This window comes from Seleniivibrio woodruffii (genome assembly GCF_004339245.1).
Taxonomy (GTDB): Bacteria; Chrysiogenota; Deferribacteres; order Deferribacterales; family Geovibrionaceae; genus Seleniivibrio; species Seleniivibrio woodruffii.
Map to the genome: position 1 here is coordinate 1 of NZ_SMGG01000009.1, position 15,254 is coordinate 15,254.

General features: G+C 47.4%; 18 protein-coding genes, 1 tRNA gene and 1 pseudogene. 7 read left to right on the top strand and 13 right to left on the bottom strand.

Annotated features, from left to right (window positions below; translation table 11 throughout):
* Positions 1-166 precede the first annotated feature (166 nt).
* The 6 genes from C8D98_RS13525 to C8D98_RS13550 all read right to left on the bottom strand — a co-directional run bounded on the left by C8D98_RS13525 (position 167) and on the right by C8D98_RS13550 (position 4,660).
* The gene (locus C8D98_RS13525) at positions 167-346 is read right to left on the bottom strand and encodes a hypothetical protein (RefSeq protein ID WP_132874705.1); all 180 of its coding nucleotides are present in this window, start codon (positions 344-346) and stop codon (positions 167-169) included.
* Between the two features lie 28 nt (positions 347-374).
* A complete protein-coding gene (locus C8D98_RS13530) occupies positions 375-782 on the bottom strand; it encodes a hypothetical protein (protein ID WP_132874706.1) in 408 nt (135 codons plus the stop codon).
* A 9-nt stretch (positions 783-791) separates the two neighbouring features.
* Positions 792-1,172, bottom strand: a complete 381-nt coding sequence (locus C8D98_RS13535; protein ID WP_132874707.1) for a hypothetical protein — start codon at positions 1,170-1,172, stop codon at positions 792-794.
* 14 nt (positions 1,173-1,186) lie between these two features.
* The gene (locus C8D98_RS13540; RefSeq protein ID WP_132874708.1) at positions 1,187-3,229 is read right to left on the bottom strand and encodes a hypothetical protein; all 2,043 of its coding nucleotides are present in this window, start codon (positions 3,227-3,229) and stop codon (positions 1,187-1,189) included.
* Positions 3,230-3,269: 40 nt separating this feature from the next.
* Positions 3,270-3,689 carry a hypothetical protein gene (locus tag C8D98_RS13545; RefSeq protein ID WP_132874709.1) on the bottom strand — a complete coding sequence of 140 codons (420 nt, stop codon included), beginning with the start codon at positions 3,687-3,689 and terminating at the stop codon, positions 3,270-3,272.
* A gap of 332 nt (positions 3,690-4,021) precedes the next feature.
* Positions 4,022-4,660, bottom strand: coding sequence for a hypothetical protein (locus C8D98_RS13550; RefSeq protein WP_132874710.1), 639 nt, complete (start codon positions 4,658-4,660; stop codon positions 4,022-4,024).
* 160 nt (positions 4,661-4,820) lie between these two features.
* Between C8D98_RS13550 and C8D98_RS13555 the strand changes: the two genes are divergently transcribed.
* The gene (locus C8D98_RS13555) at positions 4,821-5,237 is read left to right on the top strand and encodes a hypothetical protein (protein WP_132874711.1); all 417 of its coding nucleotides are present in this window, start codon (positions 4,821-4,823) and stop codon (positions 5,235-5,237) included.
* Here the strand turns inward: C8D98_RS13555 and C8D98_RS13560 are convergent.
* The gene (locus tag C8D98_RS13560) at positions 5,234-6,121 is read right to left on the bottom strand and encodes a LysR substrate-binding domain-containing protein (protein WP_132874712.1); all 888 of its coding nucleotides are present in this window, start codon (positions 6,119-6,121) and stop codon (positions 5,234-5,236) included. The genes C8D98_RS13555 and C8D98_RS13560 overlap by 4 nt on opposite strands.
* Before the next feature lie 112 nt (positions 6,122-6,233).
* On the opposite strand from C8D98_RS13560, the gene C8D98_RS13565 reads away from it, so the two are divergent.
* The 4 genes from C8D98_RS13565 (at position 6,234) to C8D98_RS13580 (ending at position 8,831) form a co-directional block, all read left to right on the top strand.
* On the top strand, positions 6,234-7,163 hold the full coding sequence (locus C8D98_RS13565) for a YeiH family protein (RefSeq protein ID WP_132874713.1): 930 nt from the start codon (positions 6,234-6,236) through the stop codon (positions 7,161-7,163).
* A 69-nt stretch (positions 7,164-7,232) separates the two neighbouring features.
* Entirely contained in the window at positions 7,233-7,520 is a 288-nt protein-coding gene (locus tag C8D98_RS13570; protein WP_132874722.1) for an ArsR/SmtB family transcription factor, read from the top strand.
* A gap of 52 nt (positions 7,521-7,572) precedes the next feature.
* A complete protein-coding gene (locus tag C8D98_RS13575) occupies positions 7,573-8,574 on the top strand; it encodes a permease (protein WP_132874714.1) in 1,002 nt (333 codons plus the stop codon).
* Positions 8,575-8,591: 17 nt separating this feature from the next.
* Positions 8,592-8,831, top strand: coding sequence for a thioredoxin family protein (locus C8D98_RS13580; RefSeq protein ID WP_132874715.1), 240 nt, complete (start codon positions 8,592-8,594; stop codon positions 8,829-8,831).
* A gap of 26 nt (positions 8,832-8,857) precedes the next feature.
* On the opposite strand, the gene C8D98_RS13585 is transcribed toward C8D98_RS13580, so the two are convergent.
* The 4 genes from C8D98_RS13585 to C8D98_RS13600 form a co-directional block, all read right to left on the bottom strand.
* Positions 8,858-9,280: an arsenate reductase ArsC gene (locus C8D98_RS13585; protein WP_132874716.1), complete on the bottom strand. Its 423-nt coding sequence runs from the start codon at positions 9,278-9,280 to the stop codon at positions 8,858-8,860.
* Positions 9,281-9,341: 61 nt separating this feature from the next.
* Positions 9,342-10,376 carry an ACR3 family arsenite efflux transporter gene (arsB, locus tag C8D98_RS13590; RefSeq protein ID WP_132874717.1) on the bottom strand — a complete coding sequence of 345 codons (1,035 nt, stop codon included), beginning with the start codon at positions 10,374-10,376 and terminating at the stop codon, positions 9,342-9,344.
* Positions 10,377-10,512: 136 nt separating this feature from the next.
* Positions 10,513-10,974, bottom strand: coding sequence for a hypothetical protein (locus C8D98_RS13595; RefSeq protein ID WP_132874718.1), 462 nt, complete (start codon positions 10,972-10,974; stop codon positions 10,513-10,515).
* 115 nt (positions 10,975-11,089) lie between these two features.
* Positions 11,090-11,162, bottom strand: a tRNA-Ala gene (locus C8D98_RS13600).
* A gap of 114 nt (positions 11,163-11,276) precedes the next feature.
* Here C8D98_RS13600 and C8D98_RS13605 point away from each other — a divergent pair.
* Both C8D98_RS13605 and C8D98_RS13610 read left to right on the top strand, forming a co-directional pair.
* A complete protein-coding gene (locus C8D98_RS13605) occupies positions 11,277-12,134 on the top strand; it encodes a tetratricopeptide repeat protein (protein ID WP_132874719.1) in 858 nt (285 codons plus the stop codon).
* A 236-nt stretch (positions 12,135-12,370) separates the two neighbouring features.
* Positions 12,371-13,471 carry a Fic family protein gene (locus tag C8D98_RS13610; RefSeq protein ID WP_132874720.1) on the top strand — a complete coding sequence of 367 codons (1,101 nt, stop codon included), beginning with the start codon at positions 12,371-12,373 and terminating at the stop codon, positions 13,469-13,471.
* Positions 13,472-13,671: 200 nt separating this feature from the next.
* Here C8D98_RS13610 and C8D98_RS13615 read toward each other — a convergent pair whose 3' ends face one another.
* Both C8D98_RS13615 and C8D98_RS13620 read right to left on the bottom strand, forming a co-directional pair.
* Positions 13,672-14,661, bottom strand: a complete 990-nt coding sequence (locus C8D98_RS13615) for a glycosyltransferase family 4 protein (protein WP_243640976.1) — start codon at positions 14,659-14,661, stop codon at positions 13,672-13,674.
* A gap of 68 nt (positions 14,662-14,729) precedes the next feature.
* Positions 14,730-15,254: pseudogene (locus C8D98_RS13620) on the bottom strand (cell division protein FtsZ); the annotation flags it as partial.

Here is a 15,254-nt window from a genome sequence, read left to right on the forward strand (position 1 = left end):
TTCTTATTCAGTATTTCGCCATTCGTGACGCAAAAGGGGAATACAGAGGAACCATCGAAGTGAGTCAGGAAGTGAGTGAGATAAGGGAATTGAAGGGTGAAAAAAGACTGCTGGACATAGTGAAATAAAAAAAGGAGCCCCCTGTTTGCGCAGGGGGCTTTTCTGGTCAGAGGTTCATGCTCTTTTCCAGCTGACCGATGATCTCGTCATCAAGCCTGTTGCTGGTCTTTGCCGCAAGGGTTTTGAGCACCTCAAGAATTACTCTCGAAACCATCCTCTCCGTAAAAAACGCATAGAGGATATTTCCTGTGGCCGCTATAACGGCCTTTGTTATAAACGCTGTCATCTTGTCTCCTGCGCCGCCTCTGGGCACATCAGTTCTTTTTGGGATATCTGGCCTTGATCTGCTGAACCCTGCTCTTCCACTCCGCATATTTTTCATCGGTCTGGTCATAGAGCCATTCCATGTAAAGCGGGTCGGATTCCGTCTGATAAGCTCTCTGCCTGAGACGGAATATCTCCTCATCGGATTTGTGCTCCACACGGAAGCTGACATAGCACACGCCGTCAGCTATCACAGGTTCGTTCTCCACCAGCTTCTGATAGGGTGCGACCTCAGGTTTCTCCTCGTACTGAACGGGGATGTAGCCTGCTGCTATGTAGTGTTGTTCAACATCATCTAGACCATCTTCAAAAAGCGGAAGAATCGTGTTGGTTTCGAGGAAATACTGTTCTCTTGCTGTTTTGGAGTGAAGTATTTTTCCATTTTTGCAATAGTCCATACATTCACCTTAAGCTATTAGTGAAGTTACTATTCTCTCACCATCAGTATTGAAAACTTCAACTCCATCGACTGATCCTTCCCAGAGTTCAAAGCGAAGAACCCATTGAGATTTAGCTGAATCCCAAAAATATGAAGCGGTCTTTGTCTCATAGAATGTCGTCAAATGTAATGCCATCTCTGAAACTACTGCCTCTTCATACGATGTTTGCTGTGTAACATTAAATGCACGAGGAACTATAGTAAATATAGGTCCTATAGTAATAATATCCCCTGAATCCCACAGAGAACTAAAGTTAGGATCAGGGTACATATGAATTGTGTATATACCTGGTCCAGTCAATGTTGTTGTTGCTTTGTTCCGATGCCCTGGATTGTGGATGTTAACCATCAGATTTCTTCGGCTCATAAATTCACCACTGACGCCGCATACCAGCTTCCACCCCCGTCATAGGTTATCATGGTAATAAGGTTATGCCTTCCATTAGTGGTACTTATGACAGGGGGAGTTCCGGCCGAAAACCTGACCTGACTGTTCCATGCCCACGTAATCGCAGACCCGTTACCGACAATATCGATTGTCATACAGTACGCCTGAGTTCCGGCAGGAACATTACTGAACGACTGTCCGGTTACGTTACCTGTCGGTGTTACCACGAAAACGTTTCCGGAGGCACAGTTGAAACTGATCACACCTGATGTCGCAGCAACGTTGACTTTGGTCTCTCTGAATGAAGTCAGAGCGCCTGTCATGGTAGCTCCCGATGCCGATAATTTGCCGGAAAGCAGGGAGTTCACCTCAGATTCGGTGTAGTATCTCTCATCGTGGTTGTGCTCGGCCGTACCCAGTCCTGCAAGTTTCGCATCGATCTCCGCTTCCGTGTAATACCTGTCGTCATGAAGGTGGCTCGTTGCGCTCTTGCCTGCCATCTGAGTGTCTATCTCGGACTTCTGGTAGTACCTCGTGTCGTGAACGTGGGTTGTGTCAGACTTGGCCGCAAGCTTTGTGTCTACCTCTGTTTCAGTGTAATACCTGTCATCATGCGTGTGGCTTGTGGCACTTTTGCCGGACAGCAGAGAGTTAACTTCTGTTTCTGTATAATACCTGTCGTCATGGATGTGAACCGCTTCTGCCTTGGCGGCAAGAAGTGTTGATGTTTCAGCCTCGGTAAAGTATCTGTCATCGTGAGTGTGGACTGCTGCACTCTTACCCGCCATCTGAGTGTCTATCTCGGACTTCTGGTAGTATCTCGTGTCGTGGGCATGGGTAGCGTCAGACTTGGCCGCAAGTTTAGTGTCGACCTCTGTTTCTGTGTAGTACCTGTCATCGTGAAGGTGACCAGTTGCGCTTTTGCCCGCCATCTGAGTGTCTATCTCAGACTTCTGGTAGTATCTCGTATCGTGAGCGTGGGTAGCATCAGACTTGGCCGCAAGTTTGGTATCGACTTCCGCTTCAGTGTAGTATCTGCCATCGTGGTCGTGTGCAGTGTTTGCCTTACCTGCCAGAAAGGTTGTGACTTCTGCCTCGGTAAAATATCTGTCGTCATGGAGGTGGGAAACGTCGCTCTTCTGTGCAAGTTCTGCCTCAACATCTGCGAACTTACCGTCAACAACGTCGAATTTGGCATCCACAGCCGTAAACTTCACATCAGCCGAATCCAGTCTGCCGTCAACTTCAACAAACCTGGTGTCAACTGAGGCGAATTTGCCGTCGACTTCCGTCTCGGTGTAGTATCTGTCGTCGTGGAGGTGGGAAACATCGCTCTTCTGTGCAAGTTCTGCCTCAACGTCTGCAAACTTACCGTCAACAACATCGAATTTGGCATCCACAGCCGTAAACTTCGCATCAGCCGAATCCAGTCTGCCGTCAACTTCAACAAACTTGGTGTCAACTGCGGCGAATTTGCCGTCGACTTCCGTCTCGGTGTAGTATCTGTCGTCGTGGAGGTGAGAAACATCGCTCTTCTGTGCAAGCTCTGCTTCGACATCTGCGAACTTACCGTCAACAACGTCGAATTTGGCATCCACAGCCGTAAACTTCGCATCAGCCGAATCCAGTCTGCCGTCAACTTCAACAAACTTGGTGTCAACTGCGGCGAGTTTGCTGTCAACTGCTGAAAATTTACCGTCCACATTGGACATCTTTGCATCGATTTCCGGCTCGGTATAGTATCTTTCATCGTGAAGGTGTGTCAGGTCGCTCTTCATGGAAAGCTTCTCGTCCACCTCCGCCTCGGTGTAGTACATAGTGTCGTGGTTGTGGCTTCTGCCCTCCGTAACCCACTCTGTGCCGTTGAAAATATACTCTATCAACTCTTCTGTGTGATAGAATTTCTGGCCTGCAACGGGATTACAGGGATAGGTCGTGCCTGCGAAATTGCTTCTGAGAGAAGCCAGGCTCCCGTTGATAGTATCTTTGAGTCCTCTGAGTTCTGAATAGTCCTGCATTGATTTAACCTCTTAAATTTTTTCTTGAAAGCAAAAGGAATCAGATTTCGATGTAGTTCTCCATTCCGCCCACATTGATCACACCTAAAAACCAGTACGGATGTTCAATCATGAAGTTCAAGCTCCAGATATTGTGGGTATAGTCGAAGGCTTTTGTGGTTGTGCCGAAAGCACTGCTGAAACCCTCCCTGATAAATTCTGCCAATGCCACTGAGCTTGAGTCAGCTGGCTTTGAAAGATCTGCAGTAAAAGGCAGCACGATATTAATGAAAATTCCGTTGTAGTCCTCATCATTAATATCAATGATGTCGCCTGCATCCCATATGGAAGAACTTCCGTTCACAATATCTTTCAGATATACCGTTACATTGTATTTTCTTCCGGATATCAGTGACTTGGTCAGCGAGAATCTGTTGTCAACTCCCAGCTCCGCATTTGCAGCCAGAAACATTCGCAACATAAATCCTCCTATTGTTATATTTTGTCAGCCGGACCTCCCCTTCTGGAAAGGTCCCCATGCGGCAAAAAAAACCGCATATTCTTAACGCACATGGAAAAATCGGAACGGGAGCGTAGTCGCAAATATCCCGTATTCTTTAAAATCATGTGCGATATCCGGTCTCTGCCGGATGTGCGCTGTTCTTTGCGCTCTTACCCCTCTTAGTCTGAAAAATGAAACCAGCCACACAGGCCTTATGAAGATTCATGACGGCAAGACGTTGCCAGATAAGCTAAAAATTTATTAACTTTTTTATATGCTTTCTCCGCAGAGCATAAAAAAAGCCTCCCGCCCTATTCGGGAGAGAGGCAGTTGAGGCTGTGCAGAGGGATTTCCCATCTGCCTGCCAGCCGTTGCCTGTATTCGGCGAAATTCCTTTTCAATGCCGACTCAAAGTATGTTTTAAACCGTACCTCAAGCCCCGAAACGTGTCTGGTTTCAGAAAACACCTGATATCCCAATGACACAAGCTCATTAAGCGTGTCATCAAAATCCGGTGCCAGCCCGCACCTGAACAGTTTAAACGTCTCTTTTTTTGCCAGTTCCCTGATTGTCTTCTGAATATCCGCATCCAGAACCTCACCGCAGTTTGTACCCTTCTCAGCCATGACCCTGCTTTGCAGCACTGCTGACTGCCCGACATCATCCCATGAAACCGCCGATATGCGAGACAGCTTCGCAGTCCCTGCGATATGCAGGTGCATCTCCTGCGCAACGTCCTGCGGTTTGCGTCCGCAGCTCTCAAACCTTCTGCTCAGCTCGCCGTAAACAGGTGTTACGGCGTCCAGACTCTCCAGCATGATGTACCCGCAGAAACCGCCTCCGGAGGAACAGGAGGACGCACTGAACGACTCCCTGTTATATTCCAGTCTCTTTCGCAGCCTGTCATACTGCCTTACGTCATCAAACTCCAGAATAAACCTGAATTTCATCCCGCACCTCGTTTTAAGTTTTTTCCTGTCTGAAGGTTTTATACCACAACCGGAATCACGAAATGTTTAAGCGAAATCAGAAACTGAACACTGAGTTTGCTTCTCTTAAACCTATTGAAAGAAATTTTCCTGTAGAAATGTATGGAACAAGGAGGTGGATATGCTGTTCAGAAACTGCTTATACGCTGTCAAATGGCTTTCGAAATCAACGGTGGCATCAAAAATTCCGACAATGACCGGTCGTCTGGCCAAAATGCAGGAGACTAATGCCCCGCTGTTGTCCTATACCTCATCCGGGGATATCGAAACCAGAATCGATCTTGAAAAGCTGATGGCCATGCTCTGCAAAAAGCATATGCGACTGCTTATGAACTGGGCGGAGGGCGGAACGGCACAGTGCCGGAAATCTTTCAGAAAACATTACGGTGCTAAAGGGCAGAATTTTAACACAGCCTTCGCCGAGGCCTTTTATGCTTTTAACTCAATACTCAAATCCAACGGATTTATTTCCGCCGGCGCAGACACCCTTTCAGCGGATATCCATGCGGAGGTGCTGAACGCTTTAAAAAAAACTTAACCGCTGATGCTCTCCAGCAGATCGGTATATGCTCTGAAAAGCCTTGTCTGATAGCTGTTTTCCCGTGTAACTATATAAAGTGTGCGCCTGAGATCAAGAGGCGTTCCTATCTCCATCAGCCACCAGTTGTTCAGCTCCCGCTGAACGGCCATCCGGGAGAGACAGCCGACCCCCATCCCTGCCTCGACAGCCTTTTTTATGGCCTCTGTGTGTCCAAGTTCCATGGAAACGTTATATTCTATTCCGTGCGCCGCCATGGCCGCTTCGAATATTTCTCTTGTTCCCGACCCCTTTTCCCTGATTATCCAGTCCGCACCCGCAAGCATATCCACCGTCACATTTCCGGCATCCGCAAAAGGATGCTTTTTGCCGGATATAACAACCAGTTCGTCCTCAATCCAAGGTGAAGCTTTAAGCGATGGGTTATGCGATGGCCCTTCTATCAGCCCCAGATCATATTCGCCCCGCTCCACTGCCTCCTCTATCAGCTGAGTGTTGGCAACATACAGAAGAACTTTTGCCTTCGGATGGCGGGCTGAGAACTCGCCTACTATCTTCGGCAGCAGATAGTTTCCTATTGTCGTGCTGGCTCCCACCTTAAGAACACCCACAGGTTCACCCACAGATTCGCTAAGGAACTGCTCTATTCCGGAAACCCTTCTCAGAACCTCCTGAACCTCCGGCAGAATCTCACGGCCTCTGTCGTTCAGTATCAGCCTTCTGCCTCTGCGCTCGAAAAGCGGTGCTCCGGTTATGCGCTCCATGTCGGCAATGGCCATGCTGACTGCGGACTGACTCAGATAGAGCTGTTCGCTCGCTTTGGTCACATGCTGATTTACAGCAACCTTTTCAAATATTTCAAGCTGTCTGAGAGTTATGGTCATAGCAGCACCGCTCATAAGCAAAACTGATTATTTTGCTCAATATTTTGTATTTTTATTTATATACAAAAAGTCATATTATAATGCAATCAAAACACACAAGGAGGACAGGGAAATGAACGGGAACATGATTAAAATTCTTTTCTGGTCTCTGCTTATATGCTGTTTTCTGCCTGTTGTAACGGCACCCGTGGCGCTGACGGCGGGAATTGTTTTCGCTCTGCTGATGGGCAATCCTTTCAGCGGCGGAGTTTCAACATGGAGCAGGCGTCTTCTTCAGCTGTCTGTGGTTGGTCTGGGATTCGGAATGAACCTGCCTGAGGTTCTTAAAACAGGGAAAGAGGCATTTGTGTACACAGCAGTCAGCATAACTTTTGCGATGGCTGTGGGGCTGATGCTGGGGAGGGCACTTCGGATACCCCAGAGAACATCAACCCTCATAAGCTTCGGTTCAGCCATCTGCGGAGGAAGCGCCATTGCGGCGATGGCTCCCGTAATCAAAGCGGAACCGGAAGAGACGGGAGTTGCTCTGGCAACAGTTTTCACTCTTAACTCAATTGCGCTTATAATTTTTCCGCCCACAGGGATATTTCTGGATATGACCCAGCGTCAGTTCGGATTATGGTCTGCTCTGGCAATTCACGACACCAGCAGTGTTGTGGGTGCGGCGGCGGCATACGGAAGCGTCGCGCTGGCGGTCGGCACAACCGTTAAACTGACAAGGGCGCTCTGGATAATGCCCTCGGCAGTTTTTGCGGCATGGATCAGCAAGTCTGAAGGCAAAGCAAAATTTCCTCTTTTCATACTGGGCTTTCTGATAGCCGCAATGCTGAAAACAGCTCTGCCTCAGCTGGAGACCGTCTGGCATCCTCTGAATGCCATCGCAAAACAGAGCCTTGTGGTCACTCTGTTTCTCATCGGAAGCGGCCTCACCAGAGAGGTGCTCGGCAAAACGGGGATAAAACCTATGGCTCAGGGTGTGGTTCTCTGGGCTGTGGTGTCTGCAGCCAGCGCATTTGCCATCATGGAAGGGCTTATAAGCTGACCGTAAATTCATATTGACTTTTTTCGATGCGAGTGACAATATATAGAAAATTTTAAATATGTGAGCATAATGTCAGCCGAAAAATATAAAGATTCAGCAGCGGTTTTCAGAGCCTTCAGCGATGTTAAGCGGATTCATATAATAGGAATGCTCCGCAGAGGGGAAAGATGCGCCTGCGAAATTCTTGCAGAGCTTGAAATAAGCCAGCCCACGCTCTCCCATCACATGAAGATATTATGCGACTCCGGAATAGTTCTGCCCAGAAAAGAGGGCAAATGGACACACTACTCAATCAGCCCTGAAGGTGTCAGGCATGCCGGAAACCTTTTGAAGGAACTTACGGACAAAGACGCTTAAGGGCTGATTATTTTATCATACATATCGAATTTTTTCGATACAAAGAGGTTTTATGTTTCTCTGGGACTTTATTCAGACACAGGTTTTGAAGATGCAGTGGCTCAACGACCTTACGGGAAACCTTGTCCAGCGGGCGGGTGTGAATATTCAGGAGAAGGCCGGAGCCAGCCTGCACTTTTTCCTTTACGACACAGTGAAGATAATGCTTCTGCTGGGTTTTCTTATTTTTGCAATATCCTACATCCAGAGCTACTTTCCGCCGGAGCGCAGCAGAAAGATTCTCGGCAGGTTTACGGGAATGAGGGCGAACCTGATGGCTGCCTTGCTTGGAACGGTCACCCCATTCTGCTCCTGTTCATCCATCCCTCTGTTCATAGGCTTTTCCAGTGCCGGACTGCCAATAGGCGTTACTTTTTCTTTCCTGATCTCCTCCCCCATGGTGGATCTCGGCTCTCTGGTGCTTCTTATGACGGTATTCGGCGCAAAGATAGCAGTTATTTATGTTATCATTGGTCTTGTGCTGGCAATGGCAGGCGGAATGCTCATAGAAAAGCTTAAGATGGAAGACCAGATAGAGTCATACATTAAGGCGGCCGGCAGAATCGACATCGAAGCTCCGGAACTGACGAGAAAGGACAGACTTGTTTATTCGTGGGATCAGACCTATTCCACAGGTAAAAAGGTCTTCCCTTATGTTCTCGCAGGTGTGGGCATCGGCGCATTCATCCACAACTGGATGCCCGAAGCTGTCATAGAAAAAGTTCTGGGCGGCAGTAATCCCTTCTCAGTGATCCTGTCCACAGCGGTTGGCGTTCCCATGTATGCTGACATATTCGGCACACTGCCCATAGCCGAAGCACTCTTCGGAAAGGGTGCACAGCTCGGCGCTGTTCTTGCCTTTATGATGGCGGTGACAACCCTGTCTCTTCCCTCGATAATCATGCTCAGAAAAGCGGTCAAGCCGAAACTGCTGGCCATTTTCGTGGGTATATGCACCCTGGGCATAATCATCATCGGGTATCTGTTCAACGTTCTTCAGCCTTATATGGTTTAAATATTTCGGAGGATTAAATGAAAATCAAAGTTCTTGGCGCATGCTGCAAAAAAAGTACGGAAACGTTTGAAAACGCAAAGAAAGCGGTAAGTATGCTCGGCATCGATGCAGAAGTGGAAAATATCGGCGACATGGCTCAGATAGCCGGATACGGTGTCATGAGCACACCCGCTGTTGTGATCGACGAAAAGGTCGTCTCCTATGGAAAATATCTGAAACCGGAAGAAATAGTCAGCCTTATCGAAAAGGCTAAATAAGGAGGGCGGGGAATTACCCCGCCCTGTTACATTTCATCTATAAATTCAATTATCTGCTTTTTAATAGAATCCCTGACAGTTCTTGCGAACGCCAGCTTCTCCTCTTCGCTCCCCTTTGCCGACGAAGGATCGGGAAAGCTCCAGTGGATGCGGTTGGTTATTCCGGGAAAAACAGGACATCTCTCCGCCGCCTCCTGGTCGCAGACTGTCACCACATGGCTATATATTTTTCCCTCTTTATATAAATCGAACACGCTCTTCGTTGCGTTGCCGGAAATATCTATTCCGTCCTCGGCCATGACCCTAACCACATACGGATTAAGCACACCCGGTTCAAGACCTGCGCTCTCCGCAGTAAATCTGCCCTGTGAAAGACTGTTCAGATAGGCTTCCGCCATCTGGCTGCGTGCGCTGTTATGAATGCATACAAAAAGAACCCTGTTAACCATATAGCACCTCTATTATTCCCGGATTATAGCTCATGTTTGTCATATAGTTTTCAGCCGGATGTCAGAACATTTTCTTTCTGAAGTAAAAAGCGGCATTAACCAGAGCAAGCATAACAGGAACCTCCACCAGAGGACCTATAACCGCCGCAAAAGCCGCACCCGAGTTTATCCCGAAAACCGCAATCGCAACGGCTATGGCAAGCTCAAAGTTGTTGCTGGCGGCCGTAAAAGCCAGAGTCGTCGTCACCTTATATCCGGCTCCGCACCTCTTGCCCATGTAGAATGAAATAACAAAAATAACCGCAAAATATATGCAGAGAGGAACAGCTATTCTCACAACATCGTAGGGTATCTGAACTATCATCTTACCCTTGAGGCTGAACATCACGAATATTGTGAACAGCAGGGCGATGAGTGTCAGCTTGCCTATTTTCGGCACAAAATCTCTGTAGTACCTTTCTTTGCCCATGAGCTTCAGTCCTATCATTCTGGTTATGTAACCCGCTATGAACGGTATCCCCAGATAGATGAACACACTCACAGCTATCTCTTTAATGGATATGTCAACATACGTGCCCCGCAGTCCGAACAGAGGGGGCAGAACGGTCATGAAAAACCATGCAAAAACACTGTAGAAAAGCACCTGAAATATGGAGTTGAAAGCCACCAGACCCGCCGCATATTCAGTGCTCCCCTCCGCCAGTTCGTTCCAGACGATCACCATCGCAATGCATCTGGCAAGGCCTATAAGAATCAGTCCGGCCATGTAGTCGGGCTTGTCCGGCAGAAACACTATAGCCAGAAAGAACATCAGAAAAGGTCCTATGAGCCAGTTCTGAACCAGAGAGACCATCAGCACCTTAACATTGCGGAAAACGTCCGGCAGATCTTCATAATGCACCTTGGCAAAAGGCGGATACATCATTATGATAAGCCCCAGAGCTATGGGAATGTTGGTTGTGCCTACATTGAATGCATTGATGATATTCTCTATGCCGTCAATAAAATATCCGCAGGCAACGCCCGCCAGCATGGCGGATATTATTATCAGGGTCAGGTTTCTGTCGGTAAATGAGAGTTTTGCAGAAGTCCCCATAAATTTCACCTTTCAAATAAGTTTCCGGCAGAATGGCATACTTTCAAATAAAAATCAATCATGATACTAGAAATATAAAATTATATCGCTGATAAAAAAGGCCGACACATCTCTGCACCGGCCTTAAGTTTTTCCGTCACTGCCTGCTGAATGTGATGTCAGCAGAAACATTATCCTCGCAATATCCCCATTTTCCGTAAAGATCACCGTTTGACTGCACTTCCAGAACGATTTTGCCCCAGAAATATCTTCCGTCCTTCTGGCTGGAACATCTGACTCCGGATGCGTCCTCTATCCAGAATCCCTGAAGAACCTTGCCTTTAACTTTTCCGATAACTTTGCCGTGTTCGGCGTAGTTGTAGTCTATGACAACATTTGAACCCTGCTGTGATGCATAAGCCGGCTGGCCGCTGTTGATGTAGTTTCCTGTCAGGTTCACGGAGGAAACAGAACCGTAACCTTCATTAAAGGAAATGGATTCAATCTCATCAGTGCTGATGGTGATAACTTTTCCGTTTGTCAGGGTTATAACCATGGTTGCCGCAAAAGCGCAGGAAACTGAAAAAATAATGGCCAATGTCATAAATATTTTTTTCATAACTTGCCTCCATTGTATATTTCGATTTTACCACACTTTATTTTCATAATTGCAAAGCCGCTCACACCAACAAACAAAAAAAGACCGATACATTTCTGCATCGGTCTTTGCCTTATGGAGGTAAGCGGGATCGAACCGCTGGCCTCTACAATGCCATTGTAGCGCTCTCCCAGCTGAGCTATACCCCCTTTCAGGAAGTATGATTATATTTATATTCACCAGATAATCAAGCTAAAATTTTACAATTTCACCATGAAATTCAGATATGTTATAATAGATCACCACACTGAAAAGGATAAGAGATGCGATTTTTTATATATCTGCTGACTATGGCATTTTCCATAAATGCATTCGCCGGAAAACTTGACGATGCGGTCACCCTTGCGGGAAAGTCCGCCAAAGGATCGGAGAATAACCTGACCGAAGTCTTCATGTCTTCAGAAATCAGCAGTGAAGAGTATATCGGAAACTTTCAGTGGTTCAAAAAGAACGCCGCTGAAGGCGACAGAGCGGCTGAGTTCTGCATGAGCCAGTATTATATCCACGGATTCGGAATCCCTAAGGATACTGCCAAGGGAATGAAATATCTTAAATCAGCTGTAACAAAAGGCCTGCCTCAGGCGCAGTACACCTACGGAACTTATCTTTTCAACGGATATCTGGTTGCGGAAGACAGGAAAAAGGGTTTTGAGATGATCCGCAATGCCGCCCGTCAGGGACACATGGATGCCAAATTTTTCACAGGAACCGCATATCTGGCCGGACAGGGAACGGTGCGTGACGGTGTAAAGGCCGTATACTGGCTGGAAAGAGTTGACGGAAACAAATATCCCTTCGCCAATTTCATGCTGGGAGAGGTTTACATAGCCGGATTCGGCGTTGAAAAGAACCCCGAAAAAGGTTTTTCATACATCAGACGTGCCGCAGATCAGGGTATTCCCGAAGCGCAGGTCAAGACCGCAGAGCTTTTTGATAAGGGCACCGGCATACCTGTTAACCATAAAGAGGCCTATAAATATCTTTTCCTGTCGAAACTTAACGGTGTTAATACAGATGATATGCTGAAATCCGCCGCCTCGTCTCTCGCAAAAGACCAGATATCCACCGCAGAAAAAGAAGCAGCCGAACTGCATCAGCACCAGACCGTCACCAGAAAATAGCCCCTCACCCCCCCAGCCCTAAACAACTGATAAATAGTCAATTTCAACTTACCAATACCGCTGCGTTCTCTCTCTTTAACCCTATCGGCATTTTTACATTTTTCTTTACATTTTATTCTACTTTTTTCTTTACATTTTATTCTACTTTTTTCTTTACATTAATATGCCAGTATGATATATAAATATCTGTGGTTAGAAATTAAAAATGTTACATTTTTGATTTAAGAGGGTTTTACATGGTTAATAAAAATATTGCGGTTACTGCTGACGGTTTTAATATTGCTGAGTTCTTTGACGAAAATCTTCTGAACGACCTTCTGACAAGGGCTTCCGTGCTTAACGGCACCATAAGCGACATCCCTCTTCTGCCCCAGCAGGCAACGGAGATGGACACCGATATTGCAGTTTCCTCCATTTTTGCAACGGCGGCACTGGACGGAAACACCCTCACCAAGGAAGAAGTAGCATCCATCTACAGCTCAGGCACCACCAAAACAAAACCCGGAAACACGCTTAAAGAGATAAACAACCTGATATACGCATACAGAATACTGAACGGTATCGTTCCCGACGGAACAGTACCCGTTATCACTCAGGAGCTTATAAAAAGCCTGCACAAAACACTGACCGCAGGAATAGACATGCAGGGCGCAGTGCCCGGCGAATACAGAGACAAGCCCGCAAAAGCAGGAGCTAAGAGATCGGCGGATATTGAAGGACAGATGGCGGAGTTCATAGAGTTCATCAACCATCCTTCCCTGATGGCCGTTTCTCCCTATGTCCGTGCGGCGGCTACACATGCAAAGCTTACAGCCATCCATCCTTTTTTCACAGCGAACGGACGCACCGCAAGACTTGTTGAGGCATATATCCTCTGCCATGCGGACATGCGCCACACGGCCATGAGCCTCAGCATCTGCTATCACAAAAACTCTGAAGATTATTTCAACATATTCTCAGCGTCAAAAAGAGCCAAAAGAGACATAACTCCTTTTATCCGGTTCGTCCTTGAGGCGGTAAACGCCTCACTGGACGGACTGAAAGACCGTGTCTACGGCTATCTGTACGACCTGACCATGAGAGAGTATCTGAACATTATGAAAGATGAGGGAGAGCTGAATCAGCGTCAGCTTGACCTTGTTCTGCTTATGATGGACGGCGGACACACCATCACTCTGGCTTCAGTTCAGACACAGAAGCCTTTCAGCTTTCTGTATTCAGGCAAAACCGAGCAGACTGCCAGACGAGACCTTAAGAAACTGACAGACATGAAGATATTAACAACTGATGATAATAAGGAATATAAACTCGGAACAGACCTTTTATGCTTTGGTTAATGAAGCATCAGGACGATGCTTCACGGAGCTGATTTATGCAGTTTGACTTGCAATATATAAGCGAAGTGTGAGCCGGATGAAGGCTTAGCCTTGTCCGGCGTTAATCAAAAATGGCACTATGTCATTTTTGATATAAATCATTTTTGTACCTCGTAACTCTTCTTTTAGCCTGAAAGCCCCGCACTGCCATGCGGGGCTTTTCACATCCGCATTATCTTATGGAAGGCGGAGGAGAAATCCTCCAGAGAATAGAGAGTGACCGACGGGTCGTAGTCTGTCAGAAGCTCCGACAGCCTTTCCCAGTCGTTTTTAGGATAGACGTTCTTTGAAATTTCGGGAAGCACTCCGGTGTCGCTTGTTATGAGCGGAACACCGCATGCCATGGCCTCCATGCCCACCCGGCAGATGGCCTCTGAACCCAGTGAAGAGACAACACACACATCCAGAGCGTTGTATATGTCCGCTATATCCTCACGGAATCCGGTGATTATTGTTATATCTTCTATTCCGTTCTCACGGATCATCTTATTGATGCTGTCCGTGCGGCTGACGGCATCGAAACCGGCTATTACAAGCCTGATGTTCCTTCTGCCCTCGCGATATGCCTTGCCAACGGCCTTAATCAGGTTTCCGTGACCTTTTATGGGGTCGAACCTGCCGACTATGCCTACCACATGATCGTCGTCTTTGAAGCCGAACTCGTCCCGTATTTTGATGCGGGCAAATTCGCTCTTTTTGAACTTATTGACATCCACTCCGCCGTAAACAACGTTAAGCGCAGAGTCAGGGGTGTCCAGTATCTTTTTAAAGCTGTCTGCTATGAATTTTCCGGAGCAGATGATGGCGTCCGTGCATCTGTTATGGAAAAGTCTGTTGAATCTGCCGTTTTTCGGCGGTCTGATATCGCCTCTGACACGGACAAGACGGAAATTCTGCCTTGTGATGCGTCTCCATGCGAAATACCAGAAGAACTCACCACGATTAGCAATGATGATATCGGGCTGATATGTCATGAGTATTCTGTCCATGGCTCCCATCGCCGCCAGAACCTTCAGCGGATTTGATGAGTTAACGCCGACCTCGAACGTGTCGAGGCCGGCATCACGAGCTTTAAGGACAGGAGGTGAGCCGGGCAAACCGAGAACAGCGACATCGTGCCCTCTGCACTTGAGAGCTGATGACAAAGACACGGCGTACCAGGCGGTTGCGTTATACCACCGTACGTTGACTACGTTGAGTATACGCACCTCTATTCTTCTCAGTCTGCCTGATTTCTCAGATAAGCGGGGAGTTCAGACTCCTCTTCGTTGAAATCAGTCAGCGTTTTAAGCCTATGGTCTGTTTTCCTTATCGTGCCGAGTGTCATTTTGATTTCTTTACCGACCTTTGCTTTCTCGGCAAAACTCTCAAGGTCTACCGGCTTTTTTTCGCGGCTTTTTCCCAACCCCGTTGCGACAACTGTAACTCTCAGCTCGCCGTTGGTAATATCGGGGTTGATGACAACGCCTTTGAATATGTTAGCCTCATCGCCTGCCGCTTCATAGATCTTGGTGGCGATTCTGTCCATCTCGAACATACGGAAGTCTGTGCCGCAAGTAATGTTAAGCAGCAGAGAGTCCGCTCCGGCGATGGAAACGTCTGTGATAAGGGGAGAGCTGAGGGCTTTTTCAGCGGCGATAAGGTCTCTGTTTTCGCCTTCGGCAGTACCGATACCCATGAGCGCCATACCTTTACAGCTCATAATTGTGCGGATGTCCGCAAAGTCCACGTTAACGACGCCGTT